12 protein-coding genes are annotated in these 22,827 nt (G+C 64.0%); 1 reads left to right on the top strand and 11 read right to left on the bottom strand.

The window, feature by feature from the left end; translation table 11 throughout:
- Nucleotides 1–9 precede the first annotated feature (9 nt).
- The 9 genes from OQE62_RS08885 to OQE62_RS08845 all read right to left on the bottom strand — a co-directional run bounded on the left by OQE62_RS08885 (nt 10) and on the right by OQE62_RS08845 (nt 12,964).
- The gene (locus OQE62_RS08885; RefSeq protein ID WP_265721667.1) at nt 10–1,428 is read right to left on the bottom strand and encodes an FAD-dependent oxidoreductase; all 1,419 of its coding nucleotides are present in this window, start codon (nt 1,426–1,428) and stop codon (nt 10–12) included.
- Between the two features lie 14 nt (nt 1,429–1,442).
- The gene (gene gltB / locus OQE62_RS08880; RefSeq protein ID WP_265721666.1) at nt 1,443–5,894 is read right to left on the bottom strand and encodes a glutamate synthase large subunit; all 4,452 of its coding nucleotides are present in this window, start codon (nt 5,892–5,894) and stop codon (nt 1,443–1,445) included.
- Between the two features lie 295 nt (nt 5,895–6,189).
- Nucleotides 6,190–7,275 carry a 3-dehydroquinate synthase gene (gene aroB, locus OQE62_RS08875; protein WP_265721665.1) on the bottom strand — a complete coding sequence of 362 codons (1,086 nt, stop codon included), beginning with the start codon at nt 7,273–7,275 and terminating at the stop codon, nt 6,190–6,192.
- A gap of 79 nt (nt 7,276–7,354) precedes the next feature.
- Nucleotides 7,355–7,882, bottom strand: coding sequence for a shikimate kinase AroK (gene aroK, locus OQE62_RS08870; RefSeq protein WP_265721664.1), 528 nt, complete (start codon nt 7,880–7,882; stop codon nt 7,355–7,357).
- The gene (gene pilQ, locus OQE62_RS08865) at nt 7,879–10,143 is read right to left on the bottom strand and encodes a type IV pilus secretin PilQ (RefSeq protein WP_265721663.1); all 2,265 of its coding nucleotides are present in this window, start codon (nt 10,141–10,143) and stop codon (nt 7,879–7,881) included. The genes aroK and pilQ overlap by 4 nt, the downstream gene beginning before the upstream one ends.
- A 3-nt stretch (nt 10,144–10,146) precedes the next feature.
- Nucleotides 10,147–10,674, bottom strand: a complete 528-nt coding sequence (locus OQE62_RS08860) for a pilus assembly protein PilP (RefSeq protein ID WP_265721662.1) — start codon at nt 10,672–10,674, stop codon at nt 10,147–10,149.
- Nucleotides 10,671–11,291 carry a type IV pilus inner membrane component PilO gene (locus tag OQE62_RS08855; RefSeq protein ID WP_265721661.1) on the bottom strand — a complete coding sequence of 207 codons (621 nt, stop codon included), beginning with the start codon at nt 11,289–11,291 and terminating at the stop codon, nt 10,671–10,673. Before OQE62_RS08855 ends, OQE62_RS08860 begins: the two co-directional genes overlap by 4 nt.
- 15 nt (nt 11,292–11,306) lie before the next feature.
- Nucleotides 11,307–11,885: a PilN domain-containing protein gene (locus OQE62_RS08850; RefSeq protein WP_265721660.1), complete on the bottom strand. Its 579-nt coding sequence runs from the start codon at nt 11,883–11,885 to the stop codon at nt 11,307–11,309.
- A 2-nt stretch (nt 11,886–11,887) separates the two neighbouring features.
- Entirely contained in the window at nt 11,888–12,964 is a 1,077-nt protein-coding gene (locus OQE62_RS08845; protein ID WP_265721659.1) for a pilus assembly protein PilM, read from the bottom strand.
- Nucleotides 12,965–13,216: 252 nt separating this feature from the next.
- Between OQE62_RS08845 and OQE62_RS08840 the strand changes: the two genes are divergently transcribed.
- A complete protein-coding gene (locus tag OQE62_RS08840; protein ID WP_265721658.1) occupies nt 13,217–15,880 on the top strand; it encodes a penicillin-binding protein 1A in 2,664 nt (887 codons plus the stop codon).
- A 124-nt stretch (nt 15,881–16,004) separates the two neighbouring features.
- Here the strand turns inward: OQE62_RS08840 and OQE62_RS08835 are convergent, their stop codons facing one another.
- The gene (locus OQE62_RS08835) at nt 16,005–16,487 is read right to left on the bottom strand and encodes a chemotaxis protein CheW (protein ID WP_265721657.1); all 483 of its coding nucleotides are present in this window, start codon (nt 16,485–16,487) and stop codon (nt 16,005–16,007) included.
- Between the two features lie 70 nt (nt 16,488–16,557).
- The gene (locus tag OQE62_RS08830; protein ID WP_265721656.1) at nt 16,558–22,728 is read right to left on the bottom strand and encodes a hybrid sensor histidine kinase/response regulator; all 6,171 of its coding nucleotides are present in this window, start codon (nt 22,726–22,728) and stop codon (nt 16,558–16,560) included.
- Between the last annotated feature and the right edge of the window lie 99 nt (nt 22,729–22,827).

Below are 22,827 nucleotides of genomic sequence, written 5' to 3'. Positions count from 1 at the left end.
GCTCTTCGATCAAACATCGAGGTAATCAAGGATACCCTCGGCGGCCTCGCGGCCCTCCCAGATGGCGGTCACCACCAGGTCGGAGCCGCGCACCATATCGCCGCCGGCGAAGACCTTTTCGTTGCTGGTCTGGAACTTGAACTCCTGCTCTTCCGGGGCGATGACGCCGCCCCAGTCCCGCACGTCGATCTTGTGCCGATCGAACCACTCCTGGGGATTGGGACGAAAGCCGAAGGCCACCAGTACCACGTCGGCGGGGACTATCTCCTCGGAGCCCTCCACCACCTGCGGGCGGCGGCGGCCGTTTTCGTCCGGCTCGTCCAGTTCGGTGGTGACCACCTTGACGCCGGTCACCTGGCCGTCGCCAACGATTTCCACCGGCTGGCGGTTGAACAGGAATTTCACTCCCTCTTCCTTGGCGTTGGCCACCTCGCGGCGGGAGCCGGGCATGTTTTCCTCGTCGCGACGGTAGGCGCAGGTCACACTTTTGGCGCCCTGGCGGATGGAGGTGCGGTTGCAGTCCATGGCTGTGTCACCGCCGCCGAGCACCACCACGCGCTTGCCCTCGACGGAGATGAATTCGTCCGGATTCTTCTCCCAGCCCATATTGCGGTTCACGTTGCCCACCAGGAACGGCAGTGCGTCGTGTACGCCGGGCAGGTCCTCGCCGGGGAAGCCGCCCTTCATGTAGTTGTAGGTGCCCATGCCCATGAAGATGGCATCGTAATCGTTCACCAGCTCGTCGATGCCGATATCCACACCCACCTCGGTATTGAGGCAGAACTCGACCCCCATCTCGGCAAAGATCTCGCGGCGCTTCTGCATCACGGACTTTTCCAGCTTGAATTCGGGAATACCGAAGGTGATCAGGCCGCCGATCTCGGGATACTTGTCGAACACCACCGGCTGCACGCCGTTGCGCACCAGGATATCGGCGCAGCCGAGGCCGGCGGGGCCGGCACCGATCACGGCGACGCGCTTGTCGGTTTTCACCACATGCGAGAGATCCGGCTTCCAGCCCATGGCGAAGGCGGTATCGGTAATGTATTTTTCCGCGTTGCCGATGGTCACCGCGCCGAAGCCGTCGTTCAGGGTGCAGGCGCCCTCGCACAGGCGGTCCTGCGGGCAGACGCGGCCGCAGACCTCCGGCAGGGTGTTGGTCTGGTGGCAGAGTTCCACCGCCTCCATGATGTTGCCTTCGCTAATCAGCTGCAGCCAGTTGGGGATGTAGTTGTGTACCGGGCAGCCGGTTTCGCAATAGGGATTGCCGCAGTCCAGGCAGCGGTGCGCCTGGTTGGCTACCTGCTTCTCTGTATAGGGCCGGTAGATCTCCACAAACTGGTTGGTGCGGGTGACGATGTCCTTTTTCGGCGGGTCGCTGCGCCCCACATCGATAAACTGGAAATCGTTGCTCAGTCGTTCTTTCATTGCGTTATCACCCCTTATTCACCGCGCTTGCGCACGTCCGCCAGCAGGCCGGCGAGACTCGCCGCCTTGGGTTTCACCAGCCAGAAGCGCCCCAGGTAGTCGTCGAAGTTGTCCAGCAATTCGGCGCCCCAGGCACTGCCGGTCTCCCTGGCGAACTCCTCGATCACGGTGCGCAGGTGGCTCTGGTGCGGCTCCAGCGTCTCGCTGCTGATACGGCGCAGCTCGATCAACTCGTGGTTGCACTTGTCGAAGAAGTTGCGCTCCAGGTCCAGCACATAGGCAAAGCCGCCGGTCATGCCGGCACCGAAGTTGTAACCGGAGGCGCCCAGCACCGCGACCATACCGCCGGTCATATATTCGCAGCAGTGATCGCCGGCGCCCTCCACCACGGCGAAGGCGCCGGAGTTGCGCACACCGAACCGCTCGCCGGCACGGCCGGCGGCGAACAGCTTGCCGCCGGTAGCGCCGTAGAGGCAGGTATTGCCGACGATGCTGGTGTCCTGTGACTCGAAAGCGCTGTTCTGTGGCGGGCGGATCACCAGTTTGCCGCCGGCCATGCCCTTGCCGACATAGTCGTTGGCATCGCCTTCGAGGACCATCTCCAGGCCGCCGGCGTTCCAGACACCGAACGATTGGCCGGCGACACCTTTCAGTTGCAATTTCACCGGCGCATCGGCCATGCCCTGGTTGCCGTGGCGCCTGGCGATCTCGCCGGACAGGCGCGCGCCGATGGAGCGGTCGCAGTTGGTGACCTGGTAGCTGAACTCGCCGCCGGCGAGTTTATCGATGGCCGGCAGCATATCGGCCACCATGCGCTCCGCCAGTTCGCCCTTGTCCCAGGGATCGTTCTGCGGAATCCGGCAGGTCTGCGGCTTGCTGTCGAGCAGTTCGTCTCGGTGCAGCAACGGCGACAGGTCGAGCTTCTTTTGCTTGTCGGTTTCGCCCTCGAGCGCGCGCAGCAGGTCGACGCGACCCACCAGCTCCTCGATGGAGCGCACACCCAGGCCCGCCATCCACTCGCGCACTTCCTCGGCCACGAACTTGAAGAAGTTCATCGCCATTTCCACGGTGCCGATATAGTGCTGGTCGCGCAGGTCCTGGTTCTGGGTGGCGACACCGGTAGCGCAGTTGTTCAGGTGACAGATGCGCAGGTACTTGCAGCCCAGCGCCACCATGGGCGCGGTGCCGAAGCCGAAGCTCTCGGCGCCGAGAATCGCCGCCTTGATTACATCCAGGCCGGACTTGAGACCGCCGTCGGTCTGCACCCGCACCTTGTCGCGCAGGTCGTTGGCGCGCAGGGTCTGGTGCGTCTCCGACAGGCCCAGCTCCCAGGGCGAACCGGCGTAGCGGATCGAGGTGATGGGGCTGGCGGCGGTGCCGCCGTCATAGCCGGAGATGGTGATCAGGTCTGCGTAGGCCTTGGCCACGCCGGCGGCGATGGTGCCGACGCCGGGGCGGGATACCAGCTTTACCGACACCAGTGCGTCCGGGTTGACCTGTTTCAGGTCATAGATCAGCTGCGCCAGGTCCTCAATGGAGTAGATATCGTGGTGCGGCGGCGGCGAGATCAGGGTCACGCCGGGCACCGAGTAGCGCAGCCGCGCAATCAGCTCGTTGACCTTGCCGCCTGGCAACTGGCCACCCTCACCGGGTTTGGCGCCCTGGGCCACCTTGATCTGCAACACATCGGCATTGACCAGGTAGTGGGGTGTGACGCCGAAGCGGCCGGAGGCCACCTGTTTGATCTTGGACACCCGGTCGGTGCCGAAGCGCGCCGGGTCCTCGCCGCCCTCGCCGCTGTTGGAACGACCGCCGAGGCGGTTCATGGCCTGGGCCAGGGACTGGTGGGCCTCCGGCGACAGGGCGCCCAGGGACATGGCGGCGGAGTCGAAGCGGCGCAGGATGTTTTCCGCCGGTTCCACTTCGTCCAGCGGGATCGGTTCCAGATCTTCCCTGAACGCCAGCAGGTCGCGCAGTGTCGCCACCGGGCGTTTGTTGATCAACTCGGCGTAGTCGCGCCAGGCGGAATAGTCGCCCGTGCGCACCGCCTGCTGCAGCGACTTGACCACGTCCGGATTGAAGGCGTGGTACTCCTGGCCGTAGACAAACTTGTGCAGGCCGCCGGGGGAGACCGGCTTGCGAGCCTTCCAGGCGATCTTGGCGCGCGCGGCGCTGTCCGCCTGAAGGTCGGCGAAGCCGGCGCCCTGGATGCGGCTGGCGGCGCCGGGGAAACACAGGTCCACCACGTCGCGATCCAGCCCCACCAACTCGTACAGCAGCGCACCGCGGTAGGAGGTGATGGTGGAAATCCCCATCTTGGAGAGGATTTTCAGCAATCCCTTGATGATGCCGTTGCGGTAGTTTTTCTGCGCCTCGGCGGCGTCCAGCAGCAGTTCGCCGGTGTCGATCAGGTGGTTGATGATGCTGTAGGAGAAATAGGGGTGCACCGCCGTGGCGCCGACACCGATCAGGCAGGCGAGCTGGTGCGCGTCGCGGCTGCTGGCGGTATCGATGACGAGGTTGGAATCACAGCGCAGGCCCGCATTCACCAGGTGGTGGTGCACGGCGCCGGTGGCCAGCAGTGCATCGATGGGCAGCCTGCCCTCGGCGATGTCGCGGTCCGACAGCACCACAATGGCCGCGTCGTCATTGCGCACCGCCGCTTCCACGTCGGCGCAGAGTCTTTCGATGGCCGCACGCAGATCCAGCTCGGCCGGGTCGTAGTTCAGGTCGAAGATCCTCGCCTGGAAGCCCGGGCGATCCAGCTCCAGCAGCGCGGTGTATTTCATGTGCGAGAGCACCGGCGACGACAGGATCACCCGGTCGGCGTGTTCGGCGGTCTCCTCGAACACCGACATCTCGCGGCCCAGGCAGGTCTCCAGTGACATCACCACCGTTTCCCGCAGCGGGTCGATGGGCGGGTTGGTGACCTGGGCAAACTGCTGGCGGAAGTAGTCGTACAGGGAGCGGTTGTGGCGCGAAAGCACCGCCATGGGCGTGTCGTCGCCCATGGAGCCCACGGCTTCCTGGCCGGCTTCGGCCATCGGTCGCACCACGGTGTTGCGCTCCTCCAGCGAGGAGCTGAACAGTTTCTGGTAGACCTTGAACTGCTGGTGGGAGAAATTGTTGTCCACCGGTGCGGTGACCAGGGTGGAGCGGATGCGGCGCGCCTTTTCCTTCAACCAGCGCTTGTAGGGCTGGGAGCGCTTGAGCATCTCGTCGATATCGTCGGTGTGCAGCAACCTGCCCTCGCGGGTATCCACCGACAGCATCTGGCCCGGGCCCAGGCGGCCCTTGGCCACCACGTTTTCCGGCGCGTAGTCGTAGGTGCCGATCTCCGAGGCGACGGTGATCACGTCGTCGTCGGTGATCACCCAGCGGGACGGGCGCAGGCCGTTGCGGTCCAGGGTGCAGACGGCGTAGCGGCCGTCGGTCATCACCAGGCCGGCGGGGCCATCCCAAGGTTCCATATGCATGGAAGTGTATTCGTAGAAGGCGCGCAGATCCGAGTCCATGCTCTCCACGTTCTGCCAGGCCGGCGGCACCAGCATACGCACCGCCCGGTGCAGTTCCATACCGCCGGCGGTCAGCATCTCCAGCATATTGTCGAGGCTGGAGGAGTCGGAGCCCTCGCGGTTGACCAGCGGCGCCAGCTCGGGCAGTTCCGGAATCAGGTCGGTGGCGAATTTGGGCGTGCGCGCCACGGACCAGTTGCGGTTGCCGGTGATGGTGTTGATTTCGCCGTTGTGCGCCAGCAGGCGGAACGGCTGCGCCAGCGGCCAGCGCGGCATGGTGTTGGTGGAGAAGCGCTGGTGGAAGACACAGATGGCGGTCTCCAGGCGCGGATCGGCCAGTTCCGGGAAGAATCGGGGCAGGTCCGCCGGGATCATCAGGCCCTTGTAGGACAGCACGCTGGTGGACAGGCTGGCGATATAGATGCCGTCGCCCAGTTGCTGCTCGGCCTTGCGGCGGGCGACGAACAGGCGCGCGTTGAGTTTCGTCTCGCCCAGCGGCTCTTCGGCATCGTTCACCAGCAGGTGCTCGAAGCGCGGCAGGGTTTCCTTGGCAATGGGGCCCAGGCAGTCGTTGTCGGTGGGCACCGGTCGCCAGCCGGCGACGCGCAGACCCTGGGCGGCCAGCTCCCGCTCGAGGATATCGCGCGCACCCTGCGCCGCGTCCCCGTCGAGCGGCAGCATGATGGAGCCGACGGCGTAGGCATCGGTCAGCTCGGTGCCCAACAGATCCTTCGCCTCGGCACGCAGGAAGGCATCGGGCTTCTGCAGCAACAGGCCGCAGCCGTCGCCGGTCTTGCCGTCGGCGGCGATACCGCCGCGGTGCGTCATGCAGGTCAGCGATTCGATCGCCGTCTGCACGAGCTTGTGACTGGCCTTGCCTTTCAGGTGCGCGATGAGACCAAAGCCACAGTTGTCCTTGAACTCATCCAACCGATACAGACCGCTACCCATAGAATTCCTCATCGTTATCGTTGCTGCTCCCGGGGCCCGGCACTGCCGGTATAACGCTGCCCGGGGTGGAGCTTCCGAACAGACTCCACTGACAAAAAAAGCCCGCGGAGGGGCTTTTTTTATTGTCTCGCTGGTGGTTTTCCCGAGAGGGCGCGCAATATTACTGGCGTACTTCTGGAATTGCAAGATTTACCAGTCTTATCTGCTGTCAAGGGCCAGGGAAACCGACTTATCTTCTCTAATTCGCCTGGCGTGCGATATAGTCCTCAGCCGGTGCAATTTCTTGTGCTGAGAGTCACGGGGCACCACAGCAGTTTAGCGCTTCGACCACCTGTTCGCGGGGGCTGTCGTCGACGATTCGGGCGTCCCCGAGCGCGCTCAGTAGAATCAGGCGCAGGCGGCCATCCAGAACCTTCTTGTCGACCGCCATGGCGTCGAGAAACTGGCCGCTGCCCATACCCTCGGGCGCCGCCACAGGCAGTCCGGCGAGCTCCAGCAGGGTGCGGACCCTCTCCACCAGCGCCGCATCGATATCGCCCCGCAGCCGGGACAGCTCCGCCGCCATCACCATGCCCGCCGCCACCGCCTCGCCGTGCAACCAGTTGCCGTACCCCTGCACCGCCTCGATGGCGTGGCCGAAGGTGTGGCCGAAGTTGAGAATGGCCCTGCGGCCCGATTCCCGTTCGTCCTCCGCCACCACCGCGGCCTTGTCCCGACAGGAGCGTTCCACTGCATGGGCCAGCGCCTGCGGCTCCCGCTCCAGCAGGCGGGGCATGTTCGCCTCCAGCCAGTCGAAAAAGGGCGCGTCGCAGATCAGGCCGTACTTGATCACTTCGGCGAGCCCCGCGGCCAGCTCCCGCTGCGGCAGGGTCGCCAGGGTATCCATATCGGCGATCACCAGGCGCGGCTGGTGAAAGGCGCCGATCATATTCTTGCCCAGCGGGTGATTGACACCGGTCTTGCCGCCCACGGAGGAGTCCACCTGTGCCAGCAGGGTGGTGGGTATCTGGATGAAGTCGACACCGCGCTGGTAGCAGGCGGCGGCGAAGCCGGTCATATCGCCGACCACACCGCCGCCCAGGGCAATGAGGGTGGTGCTGCGGTTGTGGCGCCTTTCCAGCAGCCGGTCGAAAACCCGGTTGACGGTGTCCAGGGTCTTGAAGGCCTCGCCGTCCGGTAGCTCCAGGGTATCCACCCGGTCTAAACCGGACAGCCCATCGAGCAGGCGGGGCAGGTAGAGGGGGGCCACTGTCTCATTGGTGACCACGCAGACCTGCTTGCCGCGGATATGGGGCTGCAGACTCTGCGGGTTGCCGAGCAGGCCCGAACCGATCTCGATGGGATAGCTGCGCTCTCCCAGTTCCACATTGAGGCTGTGCACTTTGCCCTCCGGCAGGTAGGTCAGTCAATGCCGCGACGCCGACGCGGCCGAGGAGGCACTTTAGCACGAAGTGGTTGGATTATTGCCCAGTGGCTCCCGGGGCGACGCGCTCGGCCACCATCAACGCGGCCTGCCTGGGCGTGCAGTAGTCGGTGTCGACGACGATATCCGACACTTCGCGATAGAGGGGATCGCGCTCTTCCACCAGTTCAATAATGCGGGAGCGGGGATCGGCCACCTGCAGCAGTGGGCGGTTGGCATTTTTCGAGGTACGTTCGAGCAGCTGGTCAACACTGGCCTGCAGATAGATCACCAGGCCGTTTTTGCGCAACTGTCGACGATTCTCCGGCGACAGCACTATGCCACCGCCAGTGGCGACCACCCGGGTGGGGCCGGTGCAGAGATCCCGCAGCACTTCGCTCTCGCGGCGGCGGAAGCCCGCCTCGCCCTCGACATCGAAAATCCACGGGATATCGGCGCCGGTACGGTCCTCCAGCACCTTGTCGGAATCGGCAAACGGCAGCTTCAGTTCAGCCGCCAGCAGTTTGCCGATGGTCGACTTGCCGGCCCCCATGGGGCCGACGAGGAAGATAGAGCGATTGGTCACTTTCCGCCGGAGTAGAAGAGTTCGTCTTCCATGATACGTGGCGTGATGAAAACCAGCATTTCGCGCTTGTCATCCTGGCGTACCGTGTTCTTGAACAGGTGCCCCAGATAGGGAATATCACCCAGCAGCGGTATCTTGGTTTCACCGTCTACCATGGTATTTTCAAAGATGCCGCCCAGTACGATGGTCTCGCCGTCGCGCACCAGCACCTTGGTGTCCACCGAATTGATGTTGATTGCCGGGATGCCGGTGGTACCAACCAGCTCGCCCACCGTGTCCTGGCTGATATTCAGGTTCATGATGATGTTGTTGTCGGGCGTGATCTGTGGCGTCACATTCAGCTCCAGTACCGCCTGTCGGAAGGTTACCGATGCGGCGCCGGACGAAGTCGCTTCCAGATAGGGCAGCTCCACGCCGGACTTGATGTTGGCCTCCTGCTTGTCCCCGGTCACAACCTTGGGCTGGGATACGATTTCCGCCCGACCAACATTTTCCAGGGCAGACAGCTCCAGTCCCACAAAGAAATTGTTCTTGAGGATGGAATAGGCAATATTGCCAGCCGGATTGTTGACCCCCAGGTCGGTCAGCAGCGTATCCTGTAGCTCCGGCGCCCAGGCCACCGCCTCAATCGGTTCGCCGTCCGCGTCCACCAGTTTCTCGCCGGTCTGCGGGTCAAACAGCTCCACCTCTTCCCGGTTGTCCTCCAGATGGAAAGAACCGTCCAGTGAGCCGGTGCCCTCGCCAATACCGCCTCCGTCAAGGCCGTGGTGTTCGCCGTAGTTCCAGCGTACCCCCACTTCCTTCAGGAAATCGGTATTGGCATTGACGATACGCGCCTCGATCATCACCTGGCGGATCGGGATATCGATGGCCTCAATCAATTCGCGGAACTGGGCGATCTTGTCCTCAGTATCGGTCAGGATAATGGTGTTGGTACGCTCGTCGACAATTGCATTACCCCGGTCGGACAGAATACTGCGACCTTTCTGGCTCTGCTGGCCGCCGGCAAAATTACCCTGCCCGCCGCCACCGCCGCCGCTCTGTTGACCGGAGAACAGTGTGAACAGCTCGCGCGCGTCGGCGTAGCGCACCTGGATGTATTCAGTACGCAGCGGCGCCAACTCCTGCAACTGTTTTCGGGTTTCCAGTTCCTGGCGTTCGCGCTCGGCGATCTCGGCCGCCGGCGCCACCATGATCACATTGCCTTCCTGGCGCTTGTCCAGGCCCTTGGCCTTGAGAATCAGCTCCAGCGCCTGATCCCAGGGCACACCGTCAAGCCGCAGGGTAATGCGGCCGGATACGGTATCGCTGGCCACCAAGTTGAGGTCGGTGAAGTCGGCAATCAGCTGCAGCACCGAGCGCACTTCGATGTCCTGGAAATTCAGCGACAATTTCTCGCCGGTAAAGCGGAACTCTTTCTTTTTCTCCTCGACCTCGGCCACCGTCAGCGGCTTGACGCTGAGCACATACTCATTGTCCGCCTGATAGGCCAGGTAGTCGTAGTCCGAGTCGCTGGGATCCACAGCAATCACGGTATTGCGGCCATCGTGATCCACGGTGATGGAGCTCACCGGCGTGGCGAAGTCGGTCACATCCAGGCGCTGGCGCAACTCTTCCGGCAGGTCGGCACCGAGGAAGGTCAGCAGAATCTTGCCCTTAGTGCGCTCCACGTCGATATTCACGGCCGGATCTGAGAGGCTGACAATCACCTTGCCCTCACCCTTTTCACCGCGGCGGAAATCTACATTGTCGATGGCGATATTGCTGGCCGCCTCGAAGCGCTGCTCGCTGCCGATCTGAATGCCCTCGCCGCGGGACTGCTCCGCCGGCGCTGCGGTGACAGAGGCAGTGGTGGCGGAGTCGGCGCCGATTTCCAGCAGTACCTGGTTGCCCTGGCGCTCGCTGGTATAGACCGGCAGTTCGTCCAGGTTGACAATCAGGCGGGTGCGGTCATCGCTGGACACCACTACCGCGCTGCGTGCGGCACCGATACCCAGGCTGTATTTCTTTTCCGTCAGGGCGCTCTCGACGCCGGCAAAGTCCATTACGATGCGCGCCGGCTCTTCGATGGTGTACCCGGTGGGTTCCGGCGGCACATCGCTGAAGGTCAGCCGCAGTTGCACGCGGCTACCCGGCAGTTCGGAGAACTGGATGTCGTTGAGCTGGTTGCCCTGCGCCATCAAAACGGCGGGCATCATTGCCAGACCCAGCAACAGCACCCTTGCGGGAGCCAGCACTTTGGCGAGTTGCCTGTTGATCATCTTTTAGTTGTCCTTCTCTTCCAAAGTCAGCGCCCGCGGCCGTTCGATCCAGCCGCCGGTGCCATCCGGTACGATTTCCAGTACGTCGAGTTGCGACTGCGAGGCATTTACCACGCGGCCGTGGTTTTTACCCAGGTAATTGCCCACCGTAATCCGGTGGATGCCGCCCTCGCCATCGTCGATCAGCGCCCATAGCTGGCCGGCACGGGAGAGGGTACCCACCATCGACAGGGCGTCGAAGGGATACCCCTCCAGCAGTTCGCGCTGGCGATTGGTGTCCGGCGCCACATCCAGCTTGCGCCCCACGAGGCGCTGGTCCGACTCCAGCACCGGGCGGGAAAACGGACTGCGCTGTGCTGCAGCGCTGTAGACATAGGGGCTGTAGGGCGTAAACGTCGGTATCGGGTCAATCTGCCCCTTGGGCTTGTGTTCCACCGCCGCCATTTTCTGGTGCAGGTCGCTGTGGTCGCCGTCGAGACTGCAACCGGTCAGCGCCAGCAGGGCCGCGATCGGGGCTGCATATCGGGTCATCCCTCTTCCCCCTGCTCTTTGTAGCGGTAGGTCTTGGCGTTGATCACCATATTCAGCAGCGCGCCGCTTTCTTTGTTGGTTTCGATATTAAAATCGTGCAGAGTCACGATCCGCGGCATCCCGGCAATACCGCTGACAAAAGCGCCGAACTCGTGGTAGCCGCCCTGCACCTCGATGCGGATGGGCAGTTCCACATAGAATTCGCCCACCTGCTCGTCCTCCAGTTCGACCTTCTCGATCGTCAGGCCGCTGCCACGGCCGTACTCGTCGATATCCTCGAGCAGACCGGGCACTTCGGTATCTTTGGGCAGTTGCTGGAGCAGAGTGCCGAAGGTCTCCTCCATTTCTGCCAGCTGTTCCCGGTAGGCATCCAGGTTGGCCGCCTCGAAGGATTTCCTTTCGAACTGGGTAAACAGCTCCTTTTCCTTGTTGGCGGCGAATTCCAGTTGCTGATAGCGGTCACTGATCAGGAAATAGTAAGCACCGCCGACAAGAACAGCGGCGACCAGGATCAGCAGTACCACACGCCCCGCCAGCGGCCAGACGCCGACGCGCGAAAAGTCGATATCGTTGATATCGAGCTGGTTCAGCTGCTTGAGCGTATCCTCCAGTGCCATGTCGGGATCCTTTAATTAACCGGCGTCAGCCTGTTCTTCGTCGTCTTCTTTTTTTCGCCCACTGACTCTTGTGGTCATATTGAAGGCGCTGGCCTGCTCACCGAATTCGGGCCTGGCGGTAACACCGGTCAGGTTCGGCGACTCGTACCAGTCGGACTGGTCCAGGTTGCGCATGAACGAGGATACGCGGTTGTTGGATTCCGCCACGCCGGCAATCTGCACGGTATCGCCACTGCGTTCCAGGCTCGTCAGCCAGAGACCCTCGGGCGTCGAGCTTACCATCTCGTCGAAATAGCGCACCGACAGCGGGCGGTTGCCCTGCAGCTCCTGGATCACCCGCATGCGGTCGATCAGCTCCTGGCGGCGCTTCTTCAGGTCCTTGATCTCGCGCACCTGCTTGTTGAGCGCATTGATCTTGGTCTGCAGAATCTGGTTGCGTTCTTTCTGGTTGTCGATCTGACCGTCGACGGCCTTCATCCACAGGAAGGCCGACACACAGGCGGCAATCACGACCAGAACGGTGACCTGCTGGAACTCTTTCTGTTTCTGCGCGCGGTATTCCTGGCGCCAGGGCAGTAGGTTGATCTTGGCCATCTTCAGAACTCCCGCTCGCGCATCGCCAGGCCCGCGGCAATCATCAGCGATGGCGCCTCATTGGCCAGTGCCTGGCGATTGACCCGCGAAGCGACATTCATGTCGTGAAAGGGGTTGGCCACCACCGTGGGCTTGTTCAGTTTCTCGCTGACCAGGTCGGCGAGCCCGTCCATCGCGGCCACACCGCCACCGAGCAGTATGTAGTCGACGTCGCTGTAGGAGGTAGACGAATAGAAAAACTGCAGCGAGCGGGTTACCTGCTGAATGACCGCGTCGCGGAAGGGCTCCAGCACTTCCGGATAGTAGTCATCGGGCAACCCGCTGCCGCCCTGGCGCTTGGCCAGGCCGGCCTCTTCCGTCGACAGGCCGTAGCGGCGCTGGATTTCATCGGTCAGTTGGCGGCCGCCGAACAGCTGTTCGCGGGTATACACGGTGCGCCCGTCCACCAGCACCGAAAGCGCGCTCATGGTGGCACCGATATCGACCACAGCCACCACCAGCTGCTCCTGGGGGGGGAACTGTCGCTCCAGCAGGGTGTAGGCGCGCTCGATCGCATAGGCCTCGACGTCCACCACGCCGGCACCCAGGTCGGCATCGGAGAGGGCGGACACGCGCTGTTCGATATTCTCGCTGCGGCAGGCGGCCAGCAGTACCTCGACCTGGCCCTCGCCCTTGTCCGACGGCCCCTGCACCTCGAAGTCCAGGTTCACCTCGTCCAGCGGGTAGGGTATGTACTGGTCGGCCTCCAGGGCGATCTGTGCCTCCAGCGCATCGTCGTTCAGATCGGACGGCATCTCCAGTGTCTTGGTGATCACTGCAGAACCGGATACCGCCACGGCTGCCTGGCGCACGCGGGTCTTGGAGCGGCGCACCACCTGGCGGATGGCCTCTGCGGTGGCGCCGACATCGTTGATATTCTTGTCCACAACCGCATTGGGAGGCAGGGGCTCGGCCGCGTAGCATTCCACCCGGTACTTGTCACCGTTGCGACTCAGCTCCAGCAGCTTGACCGCAGTGGAACTGATATCCAGCCCCAGCATGGCCTTTGGGCCTTTGTTCAGAAAAGGGAGCATCCCCATTTTTCTTATCTTTCCGTGGGTTATGAAGAACTGATGTTATAGCACTTTAAATTACCGTCGCAACCGCGAATTGCATAGGTAACAGCGCACATAACTCGTATAATCAGTTGAATACAACTGAATCAGCCCGGGAGAACTCTGTGGGAGCGGGCCTGTGACCGCCACGGATGGCGAAAATACAGATGTTTGCAGGAGCAAAAACCTGCCTCGCAGTGTCACCTGCAGGGCGCGTTCCCACAACAGAAGCAACTCATGACCGATACAACCCGCAATCGCCTACTCACCCTGTTCTGGCTCATCCTGGCCGGGGCCGCCGCCGCCGCAATGGCCTTTTCCAGCATCTTTCTCTACCTCAAGCCGGGCCTGCCGTCGGTGGAAAGCCTGCGCGACATCCGCCTGCAGACACCGCTGCGGGTCTATTCGCGGGATATGCAGCTGATCGGCGAATTCGGCGAGAAGCGGCGCAACCCCATCACCATGGACGAAACGCCGGAGATGTTCGTCAAGGCCGTGCTTGCCGCCGAGGACGCCGGATTTTACTCCCACAACGGCGTTTCCATTAAAGGCCTGATGAGAGCTGCGTCACAAATATTGCAAACAGGTTCGATCCAGTCCGGCGGCAGTACCCTGACCATGCAGGTCGCGCGGAACTTTTTCCTCAGCCGCGAACAGCGCTTCCTGCGCAAGTTCAACGAAATACTGCTGTCGCTGCAGATCGAGCGCGACCTCAACAAAGACGATATTCTCGAGCTGTACATCAACAAAATCTTTCTCGGCAACCGCGCCTACGGCTTCCAGGCCGCCGCACATGTCTACTACGGCCGGGATATCAGCGAGCTGAACCTGGCACAGTGGGCCATGATGGCCGGTCTCCCGAAAGCGCCATCGACCTTCAACCCGATCGCCAACCCGACCCGTGCGCTGGTCCGCCGTAACTGGATCCTGAAGCGGATGCTGGACCTCGGCTACATCGGCCAGGACGATTACAAGAATTCCATTACCGCGCCGGTCACTGCCCGCTATCACGGCCGCGACCTGGATATGAACGCGCCCTACATCGCGGAAATGGCCCGCAAGGAAGCGGTCGACCTGTTCGGCGACGCTGCCTATACCGACGGCTATCAGGTCATCACCAGCGTCGACAGCAAGTTGCAGCGGGCCGCGCGCGAGGCGTTGCAGAACGGCCTGGAAACCTACGATAGCCGCCACGGTTACCGCGGCCCGGAACAGCGCCTGGATCCCGAAATGCTGGAGGACAGCGACCATCTGGTCGACCTGCTGAACGAAATCCCGGTACTCGGCGGCCTGGAACCCGCGGTGGTGACCGCGGTGAAACCCGGGCGGCTGCAGGTACAGCTGCGTGACCGGCGCGTGGTCGAAGTACTGTGGGAGCATGGTCTCGACAAACTGCGCCCTTACATGTCGGAAAATGCACGCGGCGCGCGCCTGGAATCCGCCGAAGAAATGTTTGCCCCCGGCGATGTGATCCGCCTGCGCCGCATCGAAGTGAAACCGGACGGGGCAGAGAATGTCGAGATCGCGGAAGCGGCAGATCCCGAAGCAACCGGCGGCCAGATCCAGAGTGCAGACCCGTTTGCCGACCCCGGTGAGCAGGATACTCCGGAAATCGAGCCGCAGGTGCGCGAGGAGTGGCACCTGGCCCAGGTGCCAAAAGCCCAGGGCGCACTGGTATCACTGAACCCGGACGACGGCGCCATCCGTGCGCTGGTGGGTGGTTACGATTTCCGCCAGAGCCACTTTAACCGCGTCACCCAGGCGGGCCGGCAGCCGGGCTCAAATTTCAAGCCATTCATCTATGCCGCCGCCATCGAAAAGGGCTACACCGCGGCCAGCATCATCAACGATGCCCCGATTATTTTCGAGGAAACCAATCTCCAGGACGTCTGGCGCCCGGAAAACTCCAGCGGCAAGTTTCTCGGCCCCACTCGCCTGCGCAAGGGGCTCTATAAATCCCGCAACCTGGTCTCCATCCGCCTGCTGCAGGCGCTGGGCATCGACAATGCCCTCGACTATGTGGAGAACTTCGGCTTCGAGCGCAGCAAGCTGGTCCGCAACCTGACCATCGCCCTGGGCAGCTCGGCACTGACGCCGTTGGAAGTGGCGCGCGGCTACGCGGCCTTCGCCAACGGCGGCTTCCGTGTCGAACCCTACCTGGTAGAGCGGGTGCTGGACGTAAACGGGGAGACCATCTATCGAGCTCTGCCACTGACCGTCTGTCGCGACTGCACCGAGCCGGGCCGTGAAAGCGACAGGGATGGGGAACCGCTCCGCGAGCCGATGAGCCTGGCGGACGCCCGGATAGAAGCCGATGCCGCAAATCGGACGGAAGAGCCCATCGAGCTGCGCACCCTGCCGGTCAACCCGGTAGGCGACGAACAGGCCCGCCCCCGGGCACCGCGTGCCATGTCCGCCGAGACCAGCTATATCATGGACTCGATCCTGAAGGACGTGATCAAGAAGGGCACCGGCAGAAAAGCCCTGGCAATGAAACGCGGCGATATCGCCGGCAAGACCGGCACCACCAACGGACCTCGGGACGCCTGGTTCTCAGGCTACAGCCCACACCTGGCCACCAGCACCTGGGTCGGCTTCGATTCCAACGCCAAGCTGGGCGTACGGGAGTACGGGGGTTCGGCGGCGCTGCCCATCTGGATCGACTTCATGAGCACGGCACTCGAGGGGCTGCCCGAGCGCCACCTGCCACAACCGGACGGTATTGTCACCGTACGCATCAACCCGCGCACAGGCCTGCGCACCTCCAGCGGCGGCATGTTCGAGATATTCCGCGAAGACCACCTGCCGGGCCGGGAAAGCTACAGCTCCTACCGGAACCGCGATACCGGGGAAGGCGATGAAGAAGAGTCGGACGAATCCCTGCCGGAGGAGCTATTCTAGGACTCAGGACTCGGGCAAATCGTAGGGTGCGCCGTCGAGCGCCGCGGTAAAACTGCCAATAAAAACGGGGCCGATCGGCCCCGTTTTTTACTGGCTTCTCCCGGCGGGTACCGCCTGTCGCGTATCAGCGGCCGTTGCGGTACTCCAGGCAGGCCCGCTCCAACCCGGCCAGATCCGGAATCACCGCTTCCTCTCCGGACAGGGCCACGTGCATCAATTCGCCCGGACTGCAGGCCTGCTCGCGGCCGGCCAGTTCCTCTTCGGTCACGCGCACCAGCCGCGGCGTACCGGCCAGTACCAGGGCGAAGAACGGCAACTCACCGCCGGGATTGCCACTGCTCAGCACCGCGATGCGGCTGCTGTCATCGGTGGTAGACAGCGGCTGACCGCGCATCACCTCGAACGACAGCAGCGGCAGGCGCTGTTCGCGCCAGTTGAGCTCGCCCAGGTACCAGTCCGGCGCGTCGTAGGCGGCCACCGGCGCCTGCACGGCGATCACCTCCGACAGGGTGTCCACCGGCACCAGCAGCTGGCCGTCGGCCAGCGGCAGCAACAGGCTGCTCACTTCCTGGGGCACGTCCGCCGACAGTGCTTCAACTTCGCTCATCGCCTTTCTCTTTACCCGTATCCGTTAATTCGTACCGCGCGCCGGCTCCGGAAACCGAAACCCGACTCCCTCAAACACTGATCATGGCGCCGCCGGTGTACTCGCGAATCGTATCCAGCAGCACCTCTTCCTGGTAGGGCTTGCCCAGGTAGTGGTTGACGCCCAGGGACAGCGCGTGGTCGCGGTGTTTTTTGCCGGTGCGCGAGGTGATCATCACGATCGGGATATCCCGCAGGCGACTGCTGGAACGAATATGTCGCGCCACCTCGAAGCCATCCATACGCGGCATCTCGATATCCAGCAGGATCAGGTCCGGCAGGTTGTCCTGCAACTGGATCACCGCATCCTGGCCGTCCTTGGCGGTGTTGACCAGATAGCCTTCGCGCTCCAGGAAGCGCGTGGTCACTTTGCGCACGGTGACCGAATCGTCCACCACCATCACCATCTGCTGGCGCTCCTGCGGCTCCGCTTCCGGCTCCGGCTCCGGACTCGCCTGCAACTGCGGCCTATCCGGGCGCGCCAACCGCGCGGCCTGGCGGCGCAAGAGTGCGTGCGCGTCGAGAATCACCACCACGGTGCCATCACCGGTGACCGTGGCGCCGGAAACGCCCTGCACGCCGGCAAACTGGGACCCCAGGCTCTTCACCACGATTTCCCGGCTGCCCATGATCGCGTCCACCTGCAGCGCCATGGCGTGGCCCTCCGAGCGCACCAGCAATACCGGCAACTGCATATCTTCGACGTTGAGTTTGGGCCGCGCCTGTGACTGCAGCAGGGTGCCGAAATAGTTCACCTGGTAGGGCTCGCCGGCGTACTCGAAGCGCGCGTCTTCGGTCCGGTAGTAGTGCTCCAGCTCGAACGGACTCAGGCGCACTATCCCCTCGATGGTGTTCAGCGGCAGCGCGAACTGGTCCTCGCCGACCTTCACCATCAGCGCCCGGTTGACCGACACGGTAAACGGCAGACGCACCACGAATTCGGTGCCCTGCCCGGCCTGAGAGTCGATATGTACATTGCCGCCGATCTGTTTGATCTCGGCAGACACCACATCCATCCCCACACCGCGGCCGGAAATCTGGGTGACCTGATCCGCGGTACTGAAACCCGCCTGCAGGATGAATTGCAGGATTTCGCTGTTGGACAGCTCCGCGTCCGGACGCATCAGGCCATTTTCGATGGCCTTCTCCCGCACCTTCATCAGATTGATACCGGCGCCGTCATCGCTGATGTTGATGACCACTTCACTGCCTTCGCGCTCCAGCACCACGTCGATGCGACCTCGCTCCGGCTTGCCGGCCGCGGCGCGCTCCTGTGGCGTCTCGATGCCGTGGTCCACGGCATTGCGCAGCATATGTTCCAGCGGCGCCACCATGCGCTCGAGCATGGACCTGTCCAGCTCGCCCTCGACGTTGGAGAACACCAGGTCCACCTGCTTGCCCAGCTCGGCGCTCACCTGCCGCACGATACGGCGCAGGCGCGGCACCAGACGCGAGAAGGGCACCATGCGGCTGCGCATCAGGCCCTCCTGCAGTTCGGTATTGACCCTCGACTGCTGCAGCAGCAGCGTCTCGGTATCGCGGGTCTTGTTGCCCAGGGTGCTGCGCAACTCCATCAGGTCGGAGGTGGATTCCAGCAGGGAGCGCGACAGTTGCTGGATGGATGAATAGCGGTCCATCTCCAGTGGATCGAAATCCACGTCCTGTTGCGCCAGCTGCTCCTGGCGGAAGAGGATCTGTGCCTCGGTCTCCACATCCAGGCGGCGCAGCTGCTCGTTCAGGCGCGCCAGGGTCGAGTCCATCTCGCCCAGCGCCAGGCCGAACTCGCTCACCTGCTCTTCCAGGCGACCGCGGGAGATGGAGGTTTCGCCGGCCAGGTTGACCAGCTCCTCCAGCAGTTCCGCGGCCACGCGCACCATTTCCTGCGGCTGGCCCCGCGAGGGCGCCCCGGATTCCCGCTCGCGTACCTGGTCCTTGCGGCGCACAAACGGCAGCACATTGCCGCCCGCATGCCGCTTCTTGTCGGCGGCCTCCGCGGCCACCCGGGTCAGTTGTTTAGAGGGTTCCCGGGTCTCCGCGAGCTCCGGGGTATCGGTCGGTTCTGCCGCCGGGACCACCGGCGTGCCGCTCTCCGTACCGGGCCCGGGCTGCCCGGCCCGGTAGTCGACCGGATCCTGCGACACCCGGTTGTCGGCCCAACTGGTGCTGAGCAACTGCGCGAATGCATCCAGCTGGTCGCCGACCATCCAGGCGCGCACCGTCTCCACGCCGGCGGCGACGCGGTCGTAGATCGCGTGGGCATCGGCGAAGAATTCCGCCGGCGGCTCCGCGTCCCCCTGCATTCCCTCGATCACGGTTTCGAAACGGTGCGCCACTTCGCCCAGCCCCATCAGGCCGGCCATGCGCGCACCGCCCTTGAAGGTGTGCAGTACGCGCTTCAGCGCCTCGGCGTAGCTGTTGTCGTCCGGGGCCTGCTCCCAGTTCTGGATCAGCTCTTCCAGCTCGTCGACCAGGTCGCCGGCCTCCTCCATAAATACGTCGACCACATCCGGGTCGATATCCGCCAGCAGCACCTGCAGATCGTCGCCGGCCTCGGCCGCCGGTGGATCGCTTTCCGGTGCGACCGGCGCCTGCGGTTCGGCGGCGTCGGGCTGACCGAGTTCGAGATCGTCCAGGGACAGATCCTCGAAGGCGGGATCCGCGGTGGGTGCGATCGCTTCGGACTCCCGTGTCGCAGGCGGCGACTCTTCGCTTACCGGCGGCTCTGTGACTTGAGTCGGGAATTCCGGCGCCCCAATGGGCGGCTCTTCGTCCACCGGCGCTTGTGCGGCTTCGGCCGGCGCCCCGACCGACTGCTCTGAAGCCACCAGGTCATCGAAGCCCAGATCGCCGTAGTCCTCATGGGAGGCAACAGCGGAGTCGTCGCCCGACGGCGCACCCGGCAGGTCGGCACTGTCGATGCCCAGCTCGGCCCAGTCGTAATCGTCGTCGCCGCTGGAACCACTTTCGTCCTGGGCCAGGTAGCGCAGGGCCTCGCCCACGGCCTCGCTCACTTCGGGCAGATCCTGGGTCGCGGCCACCGCATCCACCAGGTCGAGCAGTTCGTTGTGCCCCTGTTCCAGCGAGGCCCAGAGTGCCGGCTCCTCTTCCAGGGCGCCGCCGATCACCTTGCGGTAGACCTCCAGCAGCAGTTGCGACAGCTCCGCCAGGGTCGGCAGCTGCGCACGGGTCGCGGCGTCCTGCAATACCGCCAGTTCGTCCGCCACCGGCTGCAGCAGCGAGCGGTCATCGGGGTCGGCGCGCCAGCGACTCAGCACCTGGTCAGCGTCCAGCAGCACTTTCATGCCATCGGACATGATCACCGCCAGCAGCTGCGGATCCACCGACTTGGGCTCGTTGGCCTCGCGCTCGCGGATCAGGTGGCCGACGGCGCGCTCCTGCAGCTCGGCGACCCGCGCCAGGAACTGTTCGGACTTGCCGATCACCAGGGTTTCGCCGGCGTGGATCTGCGCCAGCGCGCCGCGTACATAGTCAGCGCCGTCGCTGATCAGTTCGAAGATGTCCTCGTCGATCGGCACCTGGTAGGTCCGCAACTCCTTGACGAAGCGCTCCAGCGGCGCGATCAACTGGGCCACCTGGGTCACTTCCGCCATATGGGCGGACCCCTTCAGGGTGTGCAGCGCCCGGTGCAGCGCATCGGAGGGCACGCCGTAGAGCGGTGCCGCCGCGCGCATCTCGCCGAGGAATTCGGCCACTGTCGCCAGGTGGGTATCCGCTTCCTGGGCGAAGATTTCCCACAGCTGGTCGATGTCTTCGGGGCTGTCGACCGGCTCTTCGACCGCCGGCGCGCTCGGCGCGGCGGCTTGCTGGGACTCGCCCATGTCGGCCGGCACCTGGCCCTGGGAGAGCTGCTGGGCCCAATCTTCCAGCTGCGCGGTGCGCTCCGGCTCCGGGTCGCCGCTGCCGCGGCGGAAACCGTCGATCATCGACGGCAGTTTCTGCCGGACCATCTCCACCAGCTCGGCGTGGGCACGGCTCGGCTTGACCGTCTCGTCGATCACCCGGTTGAGCATGTTCTCCACCGCCCAGGCGAGCTCGCCGACCTCCAGCGCCTCGACCATGCGGCCGGACCCTTTAAGGGTGTGGAAGCCGCGACGGAATTCCACCAAGGCGTCGTGATTGGCAAAATCGGCCGCCCATTCGGGGAAGTACTGGCCGATGGTTTCCATCACCTCGCCCGCCTCTTCGAGGAAGATCTCGACGATCTCGTCGTCGATCAGGCTCTCTTCCTGCTCTTGACCGGACTCGGGCGGCGACGCCGGTGTTGCAACCGCTGGCGCGGGTTCTGCGGGCGCTTCGTCGACGCCCTGCACATCGCTTTCGGCGGCGGCGAACCAGCTCGCCTCTTCCGCTTCCGCGGCGCCGCTGTCGCCGGCCGCCGCTGCGGACTCCTGTTCGATGTCGGCAGCAAACCCGAAGTCGTCCGGGGTCCGCGCTTCGGCGCCTTCAGCCGGTGCGACCGGCGGTTCCGCCTCGGCGGGCGGCTGGCCCCCGCCGATCGCAGCCGGGGCAAACTCTTCCCCACCGCCGTCGGCGACCGCAAAGCCGAGGGTCGCGACGCTGTCCTCGGCCAGCGCCAGCAGCATATCCGCATCCTCGATACCGTCGGCGCGTCGCTCCAGGTAGTACTCGACACTGGTAATGGCGTCGGCGAGGGTGTCCAGCAGTTTCCACTCCGGCTGCTCGGCGGCGTCGATCAGTTGCTCGTTGATATAGTGTTTGCAGGCGCTGACGATCTTACCGGCGCGCTGGTAGCCGACCATATCCAGGCCACCGCAGACTTCCTGCAGGCGCTCGGGCACCAGATTGAGATAGGAGATATCCCAGTGGCTGGCGATATATTCCACCACCGATTCCTTCACCGTCTCGAGCCCCACGCGCGCCTCGCGCAACACCGTCTCGGTGGCATCCCCCATCAGCGGCTGCTGACTGTCCACCCTCTGGTTGCGGGCGACGGTGGAGGCCAGCGCGGAATCCAGTTGCACCAGTGCCCCGGCGGCCTGCAGTAACAGCTCGTCGGGCTGCTCGCTGCGCGAGGCATCGCGCAGGCACTCGTAAATGCCGCGGGCGCGACCGCGCTGGTTTTCCAGCCCCAGCACGCCCAGGGTGTCGGAGAGGCGCTTGGCAATGGCGGCGATATCGCCGAGCGGTGTGGATTCCGCCCCGGCCAGGGTGGGTTCCAGCGCTTCGCGCACCGCGCCCAACTCTTCCCGCAGTGCCGCCACTGCGGTGCCCATGGCCTCCGGGCCCATGGCCAGCGCATCTTCGGTATCCGGCCGCGGTGTGCCCGGCACGGCCCTGTCCAGGGCGTAGTCCCGATACAGCGACGCGCAGCGCTCGCCCTCCGGGCCGGCGAGGTAGACATAGAACAGCAGGTTGCGCACCAGGTCGCGGTCCAGGCCGGCATCCAGCACCGGCGCGCCGCGACCGGCCAGCAGACGAAACTCCACGTCGATGCGGCGCAACAGCTGGCGCAGCGCCGGCATTACCGTAATGCGGTGCTCGCCGATGGCCTCGAACACGCCCAGCAGTATTTCCCACAGGGCTCGGCGCACGCTGCCGCTGTATAGCAGCGACATTTTCTCGGTCACCTTGACCAGGTAGCCGAGGCTCTCAGCGCTGTTCACGTCGCGGATCAGGGAGGCCGCCGCCACGTGGTACATCTTGCGCAGTTTGCCCAACAGCTCGTCGAGCCTGGCCTTGTCGTCCAGCAGCGGCTGGCGATTGCCGGTGGCAATTTCCAGCGGGGAGAGATCCGGGGAGAAAAGCGCGCCCTCGGTGATCAGGCGCTCGCGGCGCACCGCGCGCAGGTCGTTCAGCAGCGGCAACAACAGCACCGCGTTGTCGCGGCGCTGGTAGGCGACCTTTTCCAGGTAGAGCGGCAGCTCCAGCAGTGCGCGCATCAGGAATTCGCGCGTCTCGCCGCTGTTTTCCACTTCACCGGCAGCGAGGGCCTGCACCAGTTGCTCCATCTCTTCGGCGAGCATGGCCGCACCGGTCAGTTCCGCCATGTGCAGACTGCCATGCACCTGGTGGATCAGCTCCAGGCAGGTTTTCAACAGGCCGGCATCCGGCGCGGCATCGGAGGCAAAGGTCTCCAGCTGCTGGCGCGCCTGAGCCAGTGTCTCGTTGATCTCACTCGTCAGCCAGTCCAGGGCCAGGAAATTCGGATTGTCGTGACTCACGGCAAGTCCTCAGTAATTCAGTCTGTACGCCGGCGCAGTGCCTCGAATGCCAAAGCGGTCGGGGCCAGTGTCCGACTGGAATCCGTGTCGTCGCCGGGG

This window comes from Microbulbifer halophilus, from assembly GCF_026183675.1.
GTDB classification, from domain to species: domain Bacteria; phylum Pseudomonadota; class Gammaproteobacteria; order Pseudomonadales; family Cellvibrionaceae; genus Microbulbifer; species Microbulbifer halophilus.
This window is presented reverse-complemented; position numbering and strand designations above follow the sequence as displayed.

Coding starts and splice junctions, on each gene's coding strand:
- OQE62_RS08835 (WP_265721657.1), bottom strand. CDS start 16,487: ATGAGCGAAGTTGAAGCACTGTCGGCGGACGTGCCCCAGGAAGTGAGC.
- gltB (WP_265721666.1), bottom strand. CDS start 5,894: ATGGGTAGCGGTCTGTATCGGTTGGATGAGTTCAAGGACAACTGTGGC.
- OQE62_RS08885 (WP_265721667.1), bottom strand. CDS start 1,428: ATGAAAGAACGACTGAGCAACGATTTCCAGTTTATCGATGTGGGGCGC.
- OQE62_RS08855 (WP_265721661.1), bottom strand. CDS start 11,291: ATGGCACTGGAGGATACGCTCAAGCAGCTGAACCAGCTCGATATCAAC.
- OQE62_RS08840 (WP_265721658.1), top strand. CDS start 13,217: ATGACCGATACAACCCGCAATCGCCTACTCACCCTGTTCTGGCTCATC.
- OQE62_RS08860 (WP_265721662.1), bottom strand. CDS start 10,674: ATGACCCGATATGCAGCCCCGATCGCGGCCCTGCTGGCGCTGACCGGT.
- OQE62_RS08850 (WP_265721660.1), bottom strand. CDS start 11,885: ATGGCCAAGATCAACCTACTGCCCTGGCGCCAGGAATACCGCGCGCAG.
- OQE62_RS08845 (WP_265721659.1), bottom strand. CDS start 12,964: ATGGGGATGCTCCCTTTTCTGAACAAAGGCCCAAAGGCCATGCTGGGG.
- pilQ (WP_265721663.1), bottom strand. CDS start 10,143: ATGATCAACAGGCAACTCGCCAAAGTGCTGGCTCCCGCAAGGGTGCTG.